At 53.3% G+C, this 14670-nt stretch carries 14 protein-coding genes; 3 read left to right on the top strand and 11 right to left on the bottom strand.

All coding sequences use genetic code 11. The features are described from left to right. Positions 1-377: 377 nt before the first annotated feature. Positions 378-755, bottom strand: coding sequence for a ParA family protein (locus BEI65_RS10295; protein ID WP_232519061.1), 378 nt, complete (start codon positions 753-755; stop codon positions 378-380). Between the two features lie 379 nt (positions 756-1134). On the opposite strand from BEI65_RS10295, the gene BEI65_RS10290 reads away from it, so the two are divergent. Continuing rightward, positions 1135-1770, top strand: coding sequence for a carbonic anhydrase (locus BEI65_RS10290; RefSeq protein WP_099063235.1), 636 nt, complete (start codon positions 1135-1137; stop codon positions 1768-1770). A 139-nt stretch (positions 1771-1909) separates the two neighbouring features. Here the strand turns inward: BEI65_RS10290 and BEI65_RS10285 are convergent, their stop codons facing one another. From BEI65_RS10285 to ascF, 6 genes are all read right to left on the bottom strand, one after another. Continuing rightward, positions 1910-3127, bottom strand: a complete 1218-nt coding sequence (locus BEI65_RS10285; RefSeq protein WP_099063234.1) for a type II restriction endonuclease — start codon at positions 3125-3127, stop codon at positions 1910-1912. Between the two features lie 161 nt (positions 3128-3288). Continuing rightward, complete coding sequence (locus BEI65_RS10280; RefSeq protein WP_099063233.1) at positions 3289-3762, bottom strand: very short patch repair endonuclease; 474 nt, start codon at positions 3760-3762, stop codon at positions 3289-3291. An 8-nt stretch (positions 3763-3770) separates the two neighbouring features. After that, positions 3771-5198, bottom strand: coding sequence for a DNA cytosine methyltransferase (locus BEI65_RS10275; protein WP_099063232.1), 1428 nt, complete (start codon positions 5196-5198; stop codon positions 3771-3773). A 181-nt stretch (positions 5199-5379) separates the two neighbouring features. Continuing rightward, positions 5380-5706, bottom strand: a complete 327-nt coding sequence (locus BEI65_RS10270; protein ID WP_041418453.1) for a hypothetical protein — start codon at positions 5704-5706, stop codon at positions 5380-5382. Between the two features lie 343 nt (positions 5707-6049). Beyond that, complete coding sequence (locus BEI65_RS10265; RefSeq protein WP_099063231.1) at positions 6050-7480, bottom strand: 6-phospho-beta-glucosidase; 1431 nt, start codon at positions 7478-7480, stop codon at positions 6050-6052. Positions 7481-7507: 27 nt separating this feature from the next. Then, the gene (gene ascF / locus BEI65_RS10260) at positions 7508-8959 is read right to left on the bottom strand and encodes a PTS cellobiose/arbutin/salicin transporter subunit IIBC (RefSeq protein WP_099063230.1); all 1452 of its coding nucleotides are present in this window, start codon (positions 8957-8959) and stop codon (positions 7508-7510) included. 286 nt (positions 8960-9245) lie between these two features. Here ascF and BEI65_RS10255 point away from each other — a divergent pair, with 286 nt between their 5' ends. Further along, a complete protein-coding gene (locus BEI65_RS10255) occupies positions 9246-10340 on the top strand; it encodes a LacI family DNA-binding transcriptional regulator (RefSeq protein ID WP_304528413.1) in 1095 nt (364 codons plus the stop codon). Here BEI65_RS10255 and BEI65_RS10250 read toward each other — a convergent pair. Further along, positions 10278-11045, bottom strand: coding sequence for a helix-turn-helix domain-containing protein (locus BEI65_RS10250; RefSeq protein WP_099063229.1), 768 nt, complete (start codon positions 11043-11045; stop codon positions 10278-10280). The two genes, BEI65_RS10255 and BEI65_RS10250, sit on opposite strands and share 63 nt — an antisense overlap. A gap of 104 nt (positions 11046-11149) precedes the next feature. Between BEI65_RS10250 and BEI65_RS10245 the strand changes: the two genes are divergently transcribed. Next, on the top strand, positions 11150-12319 hold the full coding sequence (locus tag BEI65_RS10245; RefSeq protein ID WP_099063228.1) for an MFS transporter: 1170 nt from the start codon (positions 11150-11152) through the stop codon (positions 12317-12319). Between the two features lie 3 nt (positions 12320-12322). Here the strand turns inward: BEI65_RS10245 and BEI65_RS10240 are convergent, their stop codons facing one another. The 3 genes from BEI65_RS10240 to BEI65_RS10230 all read right to left on the bottom strand — a co-directional run bounded on the left by BEI65_RS10240 (position 12323) and on the right by BEI65_RS10230 (position 14668). Then, entirely contained in the window at positions 12323-13093 is a 771-nt protein-coding gene (locus BEI65_RS10240) for a thioesterase II family protein (RefSeq protein ID WP_099063227.1), read from the bottom strand. 70 nt (positions 13094-13163) lie between these two features. Continuing rightward, on the bottom strand, positions 13164-13901 hold the full coding sequence (locus tag BEI65_RS10235; RefSeq protein WP_099063226.1) for a tryptophan 2,3-dioxygenase family protein: 738 nt from the start codon (positions 13899-13901) through the stop codon (positions 13164-13166). After that, positions 13898-14668, bottom strand: coding sequence for a cyclase family protein (locus BEI65_RS10230; RefSeq protein ID WP_157765442.1), 771 nt, complete (start codon positions 14666-14668; stop codon positions 13898-13900). Before BEI65_RS10230 ends, BEI65_RS10235 begins: the two co-directional genes overlap by 4 nt. Between the last annotated feature and the right edge of the window lie 2 nt (positions 14669-14670).

Here is a 14670-nt window from a genome sequence, read left to right as displayed (position 1 = left end):
TCGGATTTACCTGCCTTGCACTAGCTGATGTAGTATTGGTGAGGAGGCCGTCGTAGGCTGCTTATATGTCGATAAAAACGGTTTTTATAAGCATATGGGAAGGAATCGATAGAGCCGTCACAACATCAGCCACTCCCCAGCTACTGTGCTCTAATCTCAGCAACCAACGTACTAATATCCCGTTTTTTGCGTGGCCTTAGCGGTGCTTCCGGCTCTGAAACCACAGGCGGCACAAACTCCGGTCCAGTCGCTTTGCCAGCAGATAGGCTAGCGGGTTTTGTATGGCGCCACGAGTAACGCGTTGGGCTGCATCATCAAGCACTTCCTGGCACAGGGGAAACGACAGGTTCTGCATGGCCTGCAAGACAAGCTGTTTTTCAGGACGGGTTGACGTCATGGCCGGTTATCTGACGTACTAGATGGCGCAGGCGGATCACGCCGTCGGGCGCAGCCTGAAGCAGGCTCATCAGTTCGCCGCGAGATGATGATATCCAGTCCAGCAATAGAGGTGTGTCTGGATCTAGCTCGTTTTGCGCTATAAGCTCGTAGAGCCCGCCGGGGGCTTTGTTATCAAGAGGGTAATAGCTGCTGAACGTCGGCTGGCGGATATCGACGTCAATCATCAGGACTTTCAGCCCCTGATCGGCCAGGTAGCCGCCGAGGTTAGCCGTATCGGTGGTTTTCGCCACGCCACCTTTGGTGGAGAGAATAGCGGTAATTAGCGTAGGTAGAATATGTGCATCTGCGTTTTTCATAACTAATGCCTTTTTCGTTGTCTGAAAAGGAATTTCCTGTGAAAACGCTGATTTGTTAGTCGGTTAAGTTACCCGATAGCTTTGATTCAAAATCGACCGTAGAGATACATGCCGGTTCGAGTCCGGCATTCGCACCATTAGTACAGCGCGAACAAGAAGCCACCGAAAGGTGTTTTTTTTGTGCCTGGAATTTGGCCCAGCGAGTTTCCCATACCTTACTCAGACTTATCTTCATCAACGAATTGCTGCACCTCGTCATTGCAACTTTTGCGAGCAGGTTCTGCAATCCCTTGAACGTTCATTTTCATCCAAGAGGTGCTGGACTAACCGGGAGTGATGATTATCATGTTATCGAGACTACAGACCCAGAGAGCGTGTTATGCAACATATCATTGAAGGTTTCCTCAGCTTCCAGAAAGATATTTTCCCACAGCGTAAGGAACTCTTCCGCAGCCTTGCCTCCAGCCAGAACCCTAAAGCGCTTTTTATATCGTGTTCTGACAGCCGCCTGGTACCCGAGCTTGTGACTCAGCAAGACCCGGGGCAGCTTTTCGTTATCCGTAACGCAGGCAACATCGTTCCTTCCTTTGGCCCGGAACCGGGCGGGGTGTCGGCGACCATTGAATACGCGGTGGTGGCACTGGGCGTCACGGATATCGTGGTTTGCGGCCACTCCAACTGCGGTGCCATGAAGGCTATAGCTTCTTGCCAGTGCCTTGACCCGATGCCTGCTGTGGCCCACTGGCTGCACTATGCGGACGCGGCCAAAGCGGTGGTAGAGAAGAAAACGTGGGATAACGAAATCGACAAAGTTAACGCTATGGTCGAAGAGAACGTCATAGCCCAGCTAAACAATATTAAGACTCACCCGTCCGTTGCCGTGGGTCTGCGCAACAACGGCCTGCGTCTGCACGGTTGGGTGTACGACATCGAAAGTGGCGAGATCCGCACGCTGGATAAAAATACGAAGAATTTCGTTTCACTGGCAGATAACCCCGCAGTTTACTTCGAATAAAGTGATGTTTGGCCTTAACTATCAAATTGAATCCACGTTTCGACGTGGATTTTTTGCCAGCGGCATGGATAGTGAATAAAAATCTTGCGGGCATATAAATATCATATGAGCTATCTACTAATATGAGATGGCCCAAAAGTTACTCATTATATTTATCTTTTATTAAGATTATAAATTCACCCAATGATAATAATTCGTTTCTTATTTCTTTAGGGTATTTATCATGCAATGGTTTAGGTACTACTAATGTAACTCCTGCATCTTTCATTTCTTGAAATTGATTGGCAGAAACACCTTCCTGTAAAGTAAATAAGTGTATATTGTTAATCCTGTTTGCTTCATTAATCGCCTGTCTCCAACGATCCTTACAGGTTGTTTTAACTGCTAACATCCTTAGATTTTCAGCGGGGTATGCTGGGTTATGATATTCAATTCCGGATGGGAAAAGAAAATCAGGCTTTTTTTTACCCTCAGTAATACTTTGCGTAGTAAACGTTGTAAGTCCATTCGCAAGAAATATTTTCTCAAGATGCATCTCAAGTGATTTTCCTGAACGGGATTTTCGACGATTACTAACTGAATTCGCAAGTTCAATGAACTCTTCTACAGAATCGAAACCTTTCTTTATTTTATCTAGAACATGAATTTCTTCAATTTGCCGGAACAATGAATACTCTTTCTCGCGTCGTTCTAGTAACAATTTATCTGGAGTATCACCTTTGAATTTAAAGATATTTGGAAGATACTCGATAATATCACTACCACTAGGGAACGTTACTTTCCATGAATCAGGTATTGAGTAATTATGAGATTTCCAATCACTATCATCAATAGCGAAACCGCCTAATATCTGAGCTGATGGCCCAGATCGCGCCGTCCCAGGAAGCACTTCGCCAATAATTGCTTCGAGTAAATCTTCTTCTTCAACAGTACAGCATACCCATGCTTCAACAAGACCACAGTCTTTCAAGTTTTCAGGTGTATAGAAAGCAAATATAGCTATAGCACCTGTATTATTTTGGTTCTGTACCGGGCTTTTTTGTCCACCCCAGCAGGTAATACGAGTTTCATTACGGCCCTTTGGGTTAAGGTTTCTTGGTTTACTGTTGTAATATACAGCTCTTACCTGAGAGTCATTGACTTCATGGGAAATTATTTTTGCAGTAAGACCTACTGATGGATTTTCTTCATCAATTCGGTTAATTGAAGGGAAAAGAAAATTTGCTGAATTATTAGGAAGATAAACGCCAGATTGATGGCCGCCACTAGCTCCGGTATCATTTGCCGAGAGCCTTTTGATATGTATGTACCAATTATCTGATGATTTTTCCGTTAACCAATGTTGAAAATCAGACACTTAATCCCTCTCACCGATATCGGTATGTATACCACCCAGCTATTGTTATGAATTTATTATCCACGTTATTGAATAGATGTCGATGATGAGAGACTAAGTTTTAGTGCGTTGCGAGGTTTTTTCTTGGTACTGGAGGATTACTTTATGGGATTATTTCGATGCTAATTATTTAATTGATGAATACCTTTGGAATCGATCACAGCATGAGTATCACTTGCGCATAGCCACTCTTCAATCCTTTCTGATAATGCATTAGCTGAAAGCTTTATTCGGCCTTTCAGAGAACACTCCCAGATGATCAATTCACGCCAGCCTTGTTCTGTCAGTAGTCGGGGGACGTCATTATCCCGCCTGACATTTGAATCGATCTTTTTTATCCAAAACTCGGTTCTTGTCGCGGGCACTTTGAACAGGTAACAATCATGATGATGCCAGAAGCAGCCGTGAACGAAAATTGTGGCTTTATAATCATCAATAACGAAGTCTGGTTTTCCTGGAAGATCAGAAACTTGAGTGCGATAGGTTATCCCAGCTTCATCCAGAACCCGGGATAACAATTTCTCTATGGCTGTATTTTTATTACGTATCGCCCTCATGTTCTTGCTTCTGATTGAGGGGGAGTGTACGTCAGCCATAATTTACCTTATGCGGCTTCACTTTTGTCTTTTGAAACAGCCGAAGCAATGTAAGGTTCCAGTAACTTAGCTACGGCTGCAAATGCCGGCACAATAACTGAGTTACCGAACTGCCGATACGCTTGGGTATCTGATACCGGGATGTAGAAGTCTGCTCCACCTGGAGTTTCGAACCCCATAATTCGGGCACATTCTTTTGGTGTCAAACGGCGAGGTCGATTGGCTTGATTTTCAGGATCTGCGAAATCTTTCTCACCAAGCTCCATGTCCCATCCTCGATCAATCAGGATCTCAGAGCCATCTTTGTGATAGCGGGCTGAAAGCGTTCTGGCAACGCTCGATTCATTTTTCGGATTTACTAAACCAAATCCAAAACCATTGCCTTTTGCCTGGTGTTTTTTTGCATAGTTATAAAGATATTTCCACAGATGCTCTGTCAGAATGTACTTTGGAGCAACATCTTCGAGTAGTAATTCACCAAATGATGGTCTTTTCTTCGGAAAGAACTGACTCAAGTTTTTGAGTGAAAAATCGCCATGAATATTCAAATCACGACGGAACCCAACCAATACGATACGTTCGCGGTGTTGAGGTAAGAAATTTTTCCCATCGATGATTTTAGGATCGCCAGGGCCGGTAGCCTGAGCATCAGCAATTTCGTAACCCAGTTCATCCAGTGTTTCCATGATAATTTTGAAGGTTTTCCCTTTATCATGGCTCTTAAGGTTTTTGACGTTTTCGAGAAGGAAAATTGCAGGTTTTTTCGCAGCAATAATCCGGGCTACGTCAAAGAACAATGTCCCCTGAGTTTCACACTCAAAACCGTGAGCTCTCCCCAGAGAGTTCTTCTTAGATACTCCTGCCAGGGAAAAAGGCTGGCATGGGAAACCTGCCAACAAAACATCATGATCAGGGATTTCTTTATCGATATTTTTATATGCTTCCTGATCGGAAATATCATCATTCTCGCTGAGGGTGATCTCGCGAATATCAGAGTTGAACTTGTGATGTGCAGGGTCACAGTACCAGTTAGCTTTGTAGGTGCGAACAGCTTCTTTGTTCCATTCACTGGTAAACACGCATTGACCACCGATCTCTTCGAACCCTTTACGAATTCCACCAATGCCTGCAAACAGGTCGATAAAACGGAACTTATAGTTAGGGTGAAACGATGAGGGTTTTGGCAACATTGATCGCAGTAATTTCACCTCAGCGTCTATCAATACTTTCTGCGGCGTTTTTCCTTTAAGCCAACGATTCAAAGACTCACGTGTCCATTCGCTACCACTGGCTTCACGCAGAAGCTCGGCGATGGCTTTCTGATCGTAAATTCCAACCAGTTTTTCAACTAGTGCCTTATCTTCTTCCTGCTGGGCTAACTGTTGTTCTTGTGCTTCAGCGCGGAAATTTTTTGCACGCTCATGGAACTCTTGCATAATGACTCTTCCAAATGTGGAATGACTTAGTGATAGCCTATCACTCATTATACCCAGTTAAAAGATGTATGGATGAATATCCAGTGCAATGCCTGTAATGAGTGTCGTCTGGGCCCGAATGCAACAGGGCAACTCTCAGAAGCTGCCCTGACGATTCACTCTCGAAAATAGGCCGAGTGTGTCATTTCATGACTTCGTGATATTCCATTTCTCTCAATGCCCGGCCATGCAGGTTGCATAGTGCAGGAAGCAGATGCGCGGTTGCATTCAGATAACTATTTAGCTGCCCCCAGTCGACGGCATTAGGCTGGGAACTTGTCTGCAAAAGCTCATTGAATAGCATCAACCCGTTGCACAAACCTTCCGTTTGTTCTGCCGACAATGCCGCCAGATCGAGAAGCTGTGATGGTGTTAAGTCATGCAAATCAATTTGATTGAACAGTTCTCGATAGAGAGCAAGGGTGCTTGTAGCTGTTTCTGACGCTATGTTTTGGCTAATGTTTTCCATATCGGTCATTTCCATTGGGGGAGAAATACCGCTACCAGAAGAGACGCTAAACTCGGGGTGGTAGCTCGAGCGGCGTTAGCGTACCGGCCCCAACGGATCCCGGCCCTCCCGGAGGAAGCACCACCCGAGCCACCATTGTTGGGTGCGCATCGGCATACCCGAATTTATACCATATTCGGACAGGGTTGGGGATTCGGAACGCTAACTCCGGCTGCAGATTGTGCCGCAGCCAACAGACTATAGCGCTGGCGGAAAGGCTAAAAAACAACCTGTGCGGAATTACAGGGGCTTACTGCTCAGTTTGGAATGCGGCTCGCAACAATCGCCTTCAGCGGTCTTTAACCTACCCCAAATCCGCCCCATTGCTAGCAATAACGGTTTTGTACCACCAGAAAGACTTCTTGCGGGTACGGGCAAGGGTGCCGTTGCCGTTGTCGTCGCGGTCAACATAAACCAAACCATAGCGCTTGCTCATTTCCCCGGTCGAAGCCGCCACCAGGTCAATGCAGCCCCAGGTGGTGTAGCCCATCACCGGCACGCCGTCGGCGATGGCGTCGGCCATGGCGCGGATGTGTTCGCGCAGGTAGCTGATGCGGTAATCGTCCACTATCTCGCCGTCGGCGTTGAACTCGTCGTGTGCGCCCAGGCCGTTTTCCACCAGGAACAGCGGCTTTTGGTAGCGGTCATACATCATGTTCATGGTGATGCGTAAACCCAGCGGGTCGATACCCCAGCCCCAGTCGCTGCGCGGAATATGCGGGTTGGTCAGGGATTTCACCACGTTGGCGGCGCTGCTGTTGTTGTCGTTCATATCGGCAGAAGCGCAGCGCGAGGCGTAATAGCTGAAGGAAACAAAATCGACGGTGTTCTTCAGGATCTCGCTGTCGTCTTCCTCCATCACGATGTTCACGCCTTTCTCGCGGAATACCCTGGCAGAGTAAGAAGGGTAACTGCCACGTGCCTGTACATCGATAAAGAACAGGTTCTCGCGGTCTTTTTCCAGCGCGGCCCACACGTCTTCCGGCTTGCTGGACCAGGGGTAGAAATTGCCGCCGGCCAGCATGCAGCCTACCTGGTTGGCGGGGTTCACTTCATGCGCAATACGCGTCGCCAGGGCGCTGGCTACCAGTTCGTGGTGCACCGCCTGGTATTTTACCTGCTCGGGGTTCTCGCCTGCTTCGAACACCAACCCGGCACCGGAAAACGGGCTGTGCAGCACAATGTTGATTTCGTTGAAGGTCAGCCAGTACTTCACCAGGCCATCAAAGGCTTCGAAACAGGTGCGGGCATAGCGGGTGAAAAATTCCACCATTTTACGGCTGCGCCAGGAGCCGTATTCGGTCACCAGGTGCATCGGCACGTCGAAATGGCACAGGGTCACCAGTGGCTCGATGCCGTATTTGCGGCACTCTTCAAACAGGCTGCGGTAGAAGGCGATGCCTTCCGGGTTCGGGGTCAGCTCGTCGCCGTTCGGGTAAATCCGGCTCCAGGCGATGGAGGTGCGGAATACGCTAAAGCCCATCTCCGCCATCAGCGCAATGTCGTCGCGGTAGCGATGGTAAAAATCAATCGCGTCGTGGCTTGGGTAAAACTCGTCTTCGCGCAGGGTGAAGCGCTTTTCCAGGCCCAGCTTCACCGGCATGCGGTTGGGACCATGCGGGATCATGTCGACCGTGGTCAGCCCTTTACCGCCCTCCAGATAGCCACCTTCAGACTGGTTGGCGGCCAGGGCGCCGCCCCATAAAAACCCTTGCGGGAATGTCGAATCAGACATGAAATCCTCTGTAACTTAAATAGTGTTCTATTGGGTATTCGCGGCGTTAACGGTATTCGTCACCGGGGCCGGGGGCGCGGTTTGGGGTTCTTCGTTTTCCGGGATGTCTTCGAAGCCCAAAAGCAGCGTGAGCACGAACGACAGCACCACGGCCAGCACCATCACGCCGCCGACCCAGACAATGCTCATCGGGTTGGCCGGGTCGAAGAACTGCACGCTGGTGAACAGGCCGGGCGAAGCCATCGAATGGCTGGCCAATCCGCCGATACCGGCGACGGCACCGCAGATAAAGCCGCTGATCAAACTGGCGATCAACGGGCGTTTGAGCCGCACCGCAACGCCATACAGCGCCGGTTCGGAAATGCCCGCCACAATGGCGGAGGCGGCGGCGGCCAGTGCGGTCTGGCGCAGTTCGCGGTTCTTGGTTTTGAACGCCACGGCTAGCGAAGAGCCGCCGAGCGACAGGTTGGCGCCAATCTCGGAAGGCATCACCATGCCCTCTTTGCCGGTCTCGGCGATGGTCTGAATGATGGTTGGGGTGAATACGCGGTGCATGCCGGTCATCACCAGCAGCGGCCAAATGGCCCCCATAATGGCGACGGAAAGCCAGCCCAGATAGCCATGCACGGTGTACACCAGCGCCGAAATCCCGCTGCCGATCCAGATGCCGAGCGGCCCGATAAACACAATCGCGATCGGTGCGGCAATCAGCACAATCAGCATCGGCTTAAGGAAGTTCTTGGTCACCGCCGGGGTGATGCGATCGACCCAGCGTTCGATGTACGACAATATCCAGGTCATCACCAGCGCGGGGATCACCGTATAGGTGTATTTCACCGCCGTCACCGGGATGTAGGCGAACTCCACCGCCTGGCCCTGCGCCGCTTTGGCCATCAGGTCGATAAAGTTAGGGTGCAGCAGCACCCCGGCAATGGCGATCGCCAGCGACATGTTGGTTTTGAATTTCAGCGCCGCAGAGGCAGCCACCATCACCGGCAGGAAGAAGAACGCACCGTCGCCAATCACGTTCAATATCACCAGCGTCGACGAGCCTTTGTCGAACACGCCGGCCATATCCAGGATCATCGCCAGCAGCTTCACCATCGAACCGCCGATGATGGCCGGGATCAACGGTGACATGGTGCCGATCAGGGCGTCGAGAATACCGGCACCGATGCCTTTCAGGGTGATTTTGCGTTTTGCCGGGGCGGCGGTGGGTGTCGCCCCCGGCATGCCGAGCGCCAGCACTGCCTGATAGGCTTTCGACACTTCATTGCCGATGATCACCTGGCATTGCTCGCCGCTGTGCACCACGCCCAAGACGCCATCAATGGCCTTCAGCGTCGGGGTGTCGATCAGCGCCTTGTCTTTCACCACGAACCGCAGGCGGGTCATGCAGTGGGTAACGGCTTCGATATTGTTGAGGCCACCCAACGCCTTCACGATAGCGGGGGAGATCTCTGCGTAATTCTTCGGCATGGAATTATCGTCTCTCTAGATAGGAATTCGGATTGCCCAAAGGCGAACTTTTACTGCCTGGGCGATCCGCCGTTCCATCTGAATGAAACGCCCACAAGAAACCGGTTTCACAAAATCATGATGTGATATCTTGTTGGTGGCAAGAATTATGATTTTTTGGTTTTTCGTTTCGTGATAGTGGTCACTTTTAGCTCAGGAGCGGCGGCAGAAGCGGGCGTGAAAACATTTCAAACCGGGGGCGTCTTGGGTAGACTGCGCTGACCCAATCGATTTTGACGGCGCAGAGATGGCAACAATACTTGAGGTGGCTAAAAGGGCGGGCGTGTCGAAAGCGACGGTGTCCCGCGTGTTGTCCGGCAGCGGCTATGTCAGCCCGGAAAAACGTGAGCTGGTGGAGAAAGCCATCGCCGAAACGGGTTACCGCCCCAATCTGCTGGCGCGCAATCTGGCGACCAAAACCACCCAGACCATCGGGCTGGTGGTGACCAACACGCTGTACAGCGGTAACTACTTCAGCGAGCTGATGTTCCAGTCGGCCCGCATTATGGAAGAGCACGGCCGCCAGCTGATTTTGGCGGACGGCAAGCACACCGCCGCAGAAGAAAAGGCCGCCATTGAATACCTGCTGGATATGCGCTGCGACGGCGTGATCATCTACCCGCGTTTTTTGTCGATTAGCGAAATGGACGAGATCATTTCTCAGCACAAGCAGCCGATCCTGGTTATCAACCGTCGGCTCAGGCTGAACGACAGCTACTGCATCTTCAGCGATCAGCACGCCGCCAGCGCGACGGCGGTGCAGCAGTTGATCGAACGCGGGCATCGCGATATCGCTTTTATCACCGGTTCGCTGGACTCCCCTACCGGGCTGGAGCGGCTCTCCGGCTACAAGTCCGCGCTGGCGGAACATGATATTGGTGTTAATGATGCGCTGATTGTCGAAGGGAAATGGAACGCACAAAGCGGCATGGCGGCGGTCGATAAGCTGCTGGCCGGCGGCCACGCCTTTAGCGCGATTGTTGCCAGCAACGACGAAATGGCCATCGGCGCCATCAAGCGGCTGGCGGAATGCCAAATCCCGGTGCCGTCCGCCGTGTCGGTGATCGGGTTCGATGATATTCCCTTGGCGCCTTATACCATTCCCTCGCTGTCCAGCATGAAAATGCCGGTGACCGAAATGATTAAGGAAACCATCCATCGGCTAGTATCGATGCTGGACGGCGGTGAGTTGAGCAAGCGCCCAACTTTCCCGGCCAGCCTGATGCTGCGGGATTCAGTCGCGGTGGGGCCGTATTTGAGTGGCAGAAAAGGCGTGCCGTTAACGGCGGATCAGCATATAGGCGCGCGGCGAGCTGCCGGTCATATTTTTAAAGAAGGTTGAGAAGGCGCTGTCGCTGGAGAATTCAAGCTTGCCAGCGATATCTGACAGGCCGTATCCCTCCGCCAGCAGCTCGATGGCTTTGATCAAACGCCATTGCTGGCGCCACTGCTGGTAGCTCAACCCGGTTTCCTTGCGAAAGATGCGGCTGATGGTTTTCTCCGAAGCGCCGCTGTAGCGCGCCAGCTCATTGAGTGGCGGCACCTCCTCCATGCCGGCCAGTTGCCGTAAGCGGCGGTCCTTGGGCAGCGGCAATAAGGTCAGCTCGCGCTGCGCATGCCGTATTTCGTCCAGGCATACGGCAAGAATATTGGCGCTGGGGCCGCTTTCCCACTGGGTGGCAAAGTCGGCGAGGGCGATCCGCTCCAGCACTTCCCGCAGCAAAGAAGAGGCCGACAGCACTTCCAAATGGGGCGAAAGGTCGGGATAGCGCTGGTTGTCGAGATAAACCGAGCGATAGCCCGCCACGCCGGTAACCTGAACGCGGTGCACCACCTTTGGCGGGATCCAGGCAATGCGTGCCGGCGGCAGGAGGCAAATGCTTTCATTGAGCGTGATGCGCATACAGCCCTGCTGGCTGAATAGCAACTGCCCCATGTGGTGCCAGTGCGGCCCGGAATCATGCTGCGCCAGCTCGGCCGCAATGCCTAACACGCTATTGTTGATCGCATCGGGATCAAATTCGTCCTGTGCGCTGAGCCATGCCATAAGTGTGTCCGATTTTATAAGTTTTTTGTCTTTTATATTGTAATGGTCGGGGCGGGGAAGGTGCTACTTTGTGGCCTACTTTCTTTTTGGATACGGGATGTACTATGCAACGCAGACTGACCCTCACCCTGGCGACACTGATGATGATGTTTCCCCAGATTGTGGAAACGATCTATAGCCCGGCGCTAACGCACATTGCCGACGGTTTTCACGTCAGCGCGGAGGTCGCGGCGCAAACCCTGTCCTGTTACTTTTTCGCTTTTGCATTCGGGGTCGTCGTTTGGGGCCGTTTGTGTGACGTGATCGGCCGGCGTCCCACCATTTTGGCCGGTTTGGCACTGTATCTGCTGGCGTCGATCATCGCCATCTTCAGCACCAGCTTTACCCTGCTGTTGGCGGCCAGGGTGCTGGCGGCGTTTGGTGCGGCGGTGGGCTCCGTAGGCACTCAGACCGCCATTCGCGACCGGTTCGACGGCTATGAGCTGGCGCGGGTGTTTTCCGTGATGGGGATTGCGATGGCGGTCAGCCCTGCGGTGGGGGTGCTGAGCGGCGCCCTGTTGACCCATTACTGGGGCTATCAGGGGGTGTTTGCCGGGCTGGCCACGTTGGCCGCCTTGCTGCTGGCCTATGCCGCATGGCAGTTGCCGGAAACGCGCCCGGCGCAGGTGGTGAAAAGTTCTTTCTTCGGCACGTTTAGCCGCATGGCGAAAGACGGCGATATCTGGCGCAGCGCATGGCTGGTGGCCCTGTTCAACGTCTGCATGTTCAGCTATTACCAGCTGGCGCCGTTTCGGTTTGAAGCGCTGGGCATTCCGCCGCAATGGTTTGGTTATACCGGGTTTGTGCTGGCCGCCGGCGTCGGGATCGGCGCGGCAATCAACAAGTTTCTCATCGCCAAACAGTGGTTGTTTACGCCGCTGCTGATGCTGGCCTGCGTATTGGCGCTGATCGGCGGCGGCCTGGTGTTCCTGTTGGAGGATAAGCTGTGGTTCGTGCTGCCGATGATGCTGGTGGTTATGGCCTACGGCATCGCGATCCCCAATATTCTGGCGCGGGCGCTGCAGAATTATAAGGATTGCATGGGCACTGCGGGCGCAATCCTTGGCCTGATGTATTACCTGATGCTGGCGGCGGGGCTGGTGCTGGCCGGGTTGGCGCAGCGGCCGGGCATCGTGCTGATGGCGAGCAGCGCCTGCGCGCTGCTGCTGGCGTGGACCGTGGTGCGCGGCGAACGCACCGCCACATTGGGTAAACGCCATAGCGAGCAGGCTTAACCCTCAGCGCGGAGTTGGCGGGGCGCTCAGCGGGCCCGCCAGCAAGGTATGAAGTGCCCCTATCACCGCATTGCGCTGTTCGTTCAAAAAGAGGTGCCTGCCGGGGAAGCGTTGTTCATGCACTTCGCCCCCGGCCAGCAACCGCCAATCTGCCAGATCCTGCCTGTCGACCCAAAGATCGTCCTCGCCATAAAAAACCGCCAGCGGGATCGGCAAATGTGTTTCCCTTGGAAAAATAAGCTGGCTGGCAAGTAGGAGATCGGCGCGGATCAGCGGCAAATAGGCGTCAAGCAGGTCGGCGCTTTCGTCGGTGATCTCACCTGTTTGCCCGGACTCGTGAAGTGTTTCAATCAGCGCGCTGCGCGTCAGGCGCAGCAAACGACCGTGCTTTGCCGCGTAGGGCGTGGAGCAGGCGGACACGATCAACCCTATGGGCGGCAGCCGGGCTGAGAGTGCGGTCGCCAAGGCCAACCGGCCGCCAAGGCTGTGGCCGAAAAAGACGCAGGGTTTGTCCTGCAGGGGGGCCAACGCCTGCTGCAGTTCGGCCACCAGCCTGCGGTGCTGGCACGCCGGTGCTTCGTTCGCCCGCTCTTCACGCCCGGGATATTGCATGGCGAACAGCTCGATGTCCGGGTGCAGCAAACCGCTCCAGGCGCGGAAGGTGCCGGCGCTGCCGCCGGCATGAGGAAAGCAAATCAGCCGCAATTTACCCTGGCGTGTGGGAGTCAGCGCTTTCAGGCATCGCTCGGCTCCCCGGAATGGTATGGTGTGCATGGCAGGTTAATCGCCGTTCAGGATGAAGGGGAAGGGGATCGCGCGATCCCCTGGTTCTCGGCTAAGGCGATCAGTGGATCGCCTCCCACAGTTCGTCAAAGATCGGCGTAAACAGCGTGGATTTCAGGTAATCGGAACCGGCGGAGCCGCCGGTGCCTTTACGTTGGCCGATGGTTCTTTCTACCAACTTGACGTGCCGATAGCGCCATTCCTGCAGCAGCGAGTCCAGATCCAGCAGCTGATTCAGCAACAGCGACTCGCTGGAAGCTTCCTCCAGCACGGTTTTTATGATGTCTTTGAAGGACTCGGTCTGCTGTCCCTGGCGATCGTTGAGCAGTAGCAGGTGGCGCTGAACCGTTTGCCAGAGCGATATGGGGCGAATGATCGCGCCAAGCATTTTCTGAATGGCCGGATCTTCACCGTACTGCTGCAACTTTTTACCGTTCGCTTTACCCAACAGCGCCTCAATGCCCGCAAATTGGTAGGACTGAAATCCGCTGGCGGAACCAAGGTAACCGCGAAATTTTTGGAACTCATGGAATTTCAGCGTGAAAATCACCTCAATCTGGTTCACCACGGTTTTCGTGATGGCGTTGATGCGGATCAGCCCGTTGTTGGCGGCGGCTATGTCTCCGTTTTCTATCAGATCGATAAGGCAGTGGAGTTCATCGATCAGCTGTTTGAACCACAGTTCATACGTCTGATGCGTAATGATGAAGAGGTTCTCGTTGCGGTGTTCGCTCGGTGGCGAGGCCGGTTGTTGCAAAGCGAGTAGCTGATTTAACTGCAAATAACCTGAGTAATTCATGCTGCGTCATTCCCTCGGGAGAACGGAAACAAAATGGGTTTGCTGGGGAGGGCGTCGCCCGAACAATCCGGCAAATGCAATGACAGGAAATAGCTGCCGGCCGGGGTTGCCGGCGAAACCTGTGCCATTTCCGTTACGGAGCAGCGCAATCTTGCTCGCGCCTCCGCCGTCGACAGGCCCATTCCCCAAAAGCAGCGGTGGTTGTCCATCCTGCCGCCATCGTGCAATCGGTCAATCGAAGGCACATCAACCACCAGGTGATGTACGCCAAGCTCGACGATGCGCGCCATCGCCTGGTGGCTGAAATAAGGCGGTATTTCATCCGCCAGTCGCCAGCTCGGCGCTTTGGCGGCGATCACCAACGCCTGAAGATAATGCGGCGCCACCTGCGACAAGGCATCGTCGATCGCCGTGCGGGTAATGACCAGGTCCGTTCCCCGGGCGCTCGCATTATAAGTTTCCGACATCTCGCCCGCCCTTTGCAGCGGCACTCGAATCAGCGTAGCGGCAATGAATGGCTCGAAAACCAACTCTGCCACGTTATGTTCGCCAGGCATGATGTGCCCGACGCACTCAGTGTGGGTGCCGTGACAATGCGGCACCAATGAGATGCGGGAGGCATTGCACGCCCCCCCATGCTCTACGCTGGCCAGCGAATCGCCGTAGCGCAAGGGGGCCGCGCTCGCCGGCGTAACGCCGTAGATATTGGTTGGGTTGTCGCCGAACTTCAGCATGGCGGACAGCGGGATCCGCTCATGGTGATGCACCC

This window comes from Serratia sp. BW106 (assembly GCF_002607755.1).
In the GTDB taxonomy this organism is placed as follows: domain Bacteria; phylum Pseudomonadota; class Gammaproteobacteria; order Enterobacterales; family Enterobacteriaceae; genus Serratia; species Serratia proteamaculans.
This window is presented reverse-complemented; position numbering and strand designations above follow the sequence as displayed.

Bases quoted from the DNA above. Each gene is read 5' to 3' on its own strand.
- BEI65_RS10295 (WP_232519061.1), bottom strand. From the start codon at position 755: ATGAAAAACGCAGATGCACATATTCTACCTACGCTAATTACCGCTATT.
- BEI65_RS10290 (WP_099063235.1), top strand. From the start codon at position 1,135: ATGCAACATATCATTGAAGGTTTCCTCAGCTTCCAGAAAGATATTTTC.
- BEI65_RS10280 (WP_099063233.1), bottom strand. From the start codon at position 3,762: ATGGCTGACGTACACTCCCCCTCAATCAGAAGCAAGAACATGAGGGCG.
- BEI65_RS10275 (WP_099063232.1), bottom strand. From the start codon at position 5,198: ATGCAAGAGTTCCATGAGCGTGCAAAAAATTTCCGCGCTGAAGCACAA.
- BEI65_RS10270 (WP_041418453.1), bottom strand. From the start codon at position 5,706: ATGGAAAACATTAGCCAAAACATAGCGTCAGAAACAGCTACAAGCACC.
- BEI65_RS10265 (WP_099063231.1), bottom strand. From the start codon at position 7,480: ATGTCTGATTCGACATTCCCGCAAGGGTTTTTATGGGGCGGCGCCCTG.
- ascF (WP_099063230.1), bottom strand. From the start codon at position 8,959: ATGCCGAAGAATTACGCAGAGATCTCCCCCGCTATCGTGAAGGCGTTG.
- BEI65_RS10255 (WP_304528413.1), top strand. From the start codon at position 9,246: ATGGCAACAATACTTGAGGTGGCTAAAAGGGCGGGCGTGTCGAAAGCG.
- BEI65_RS10250 (WP_099063229.1), bottom strand. From the start codon at position 11,045: ATGGCATGGCTCAGCGCACAGGACGAATTTGATCCCGATGCGATCAAC.
- BEI65_RS10245 (WP_099063228.1), top strand. From the start codon at position 11,150: ATGCAACGCAGACTGACCCTCACCCTGGCGACACTGATGATGATGTTT.
- BEI65_RS10240 (WP_099063227.1), bottom strand. From the start codon at position 13,093: ATGCACACCATACCATTCCGGGGAGCCGAGCGATGCCTGAAAGCGCTG.
- BEI65_RS10235 (WP_099063226.1), bottom strand. From the start codon at position 13,901: ATGAATTACTCAGGTTATTTGCAGTTAAATCAGCTACTCGCTTTGCAA.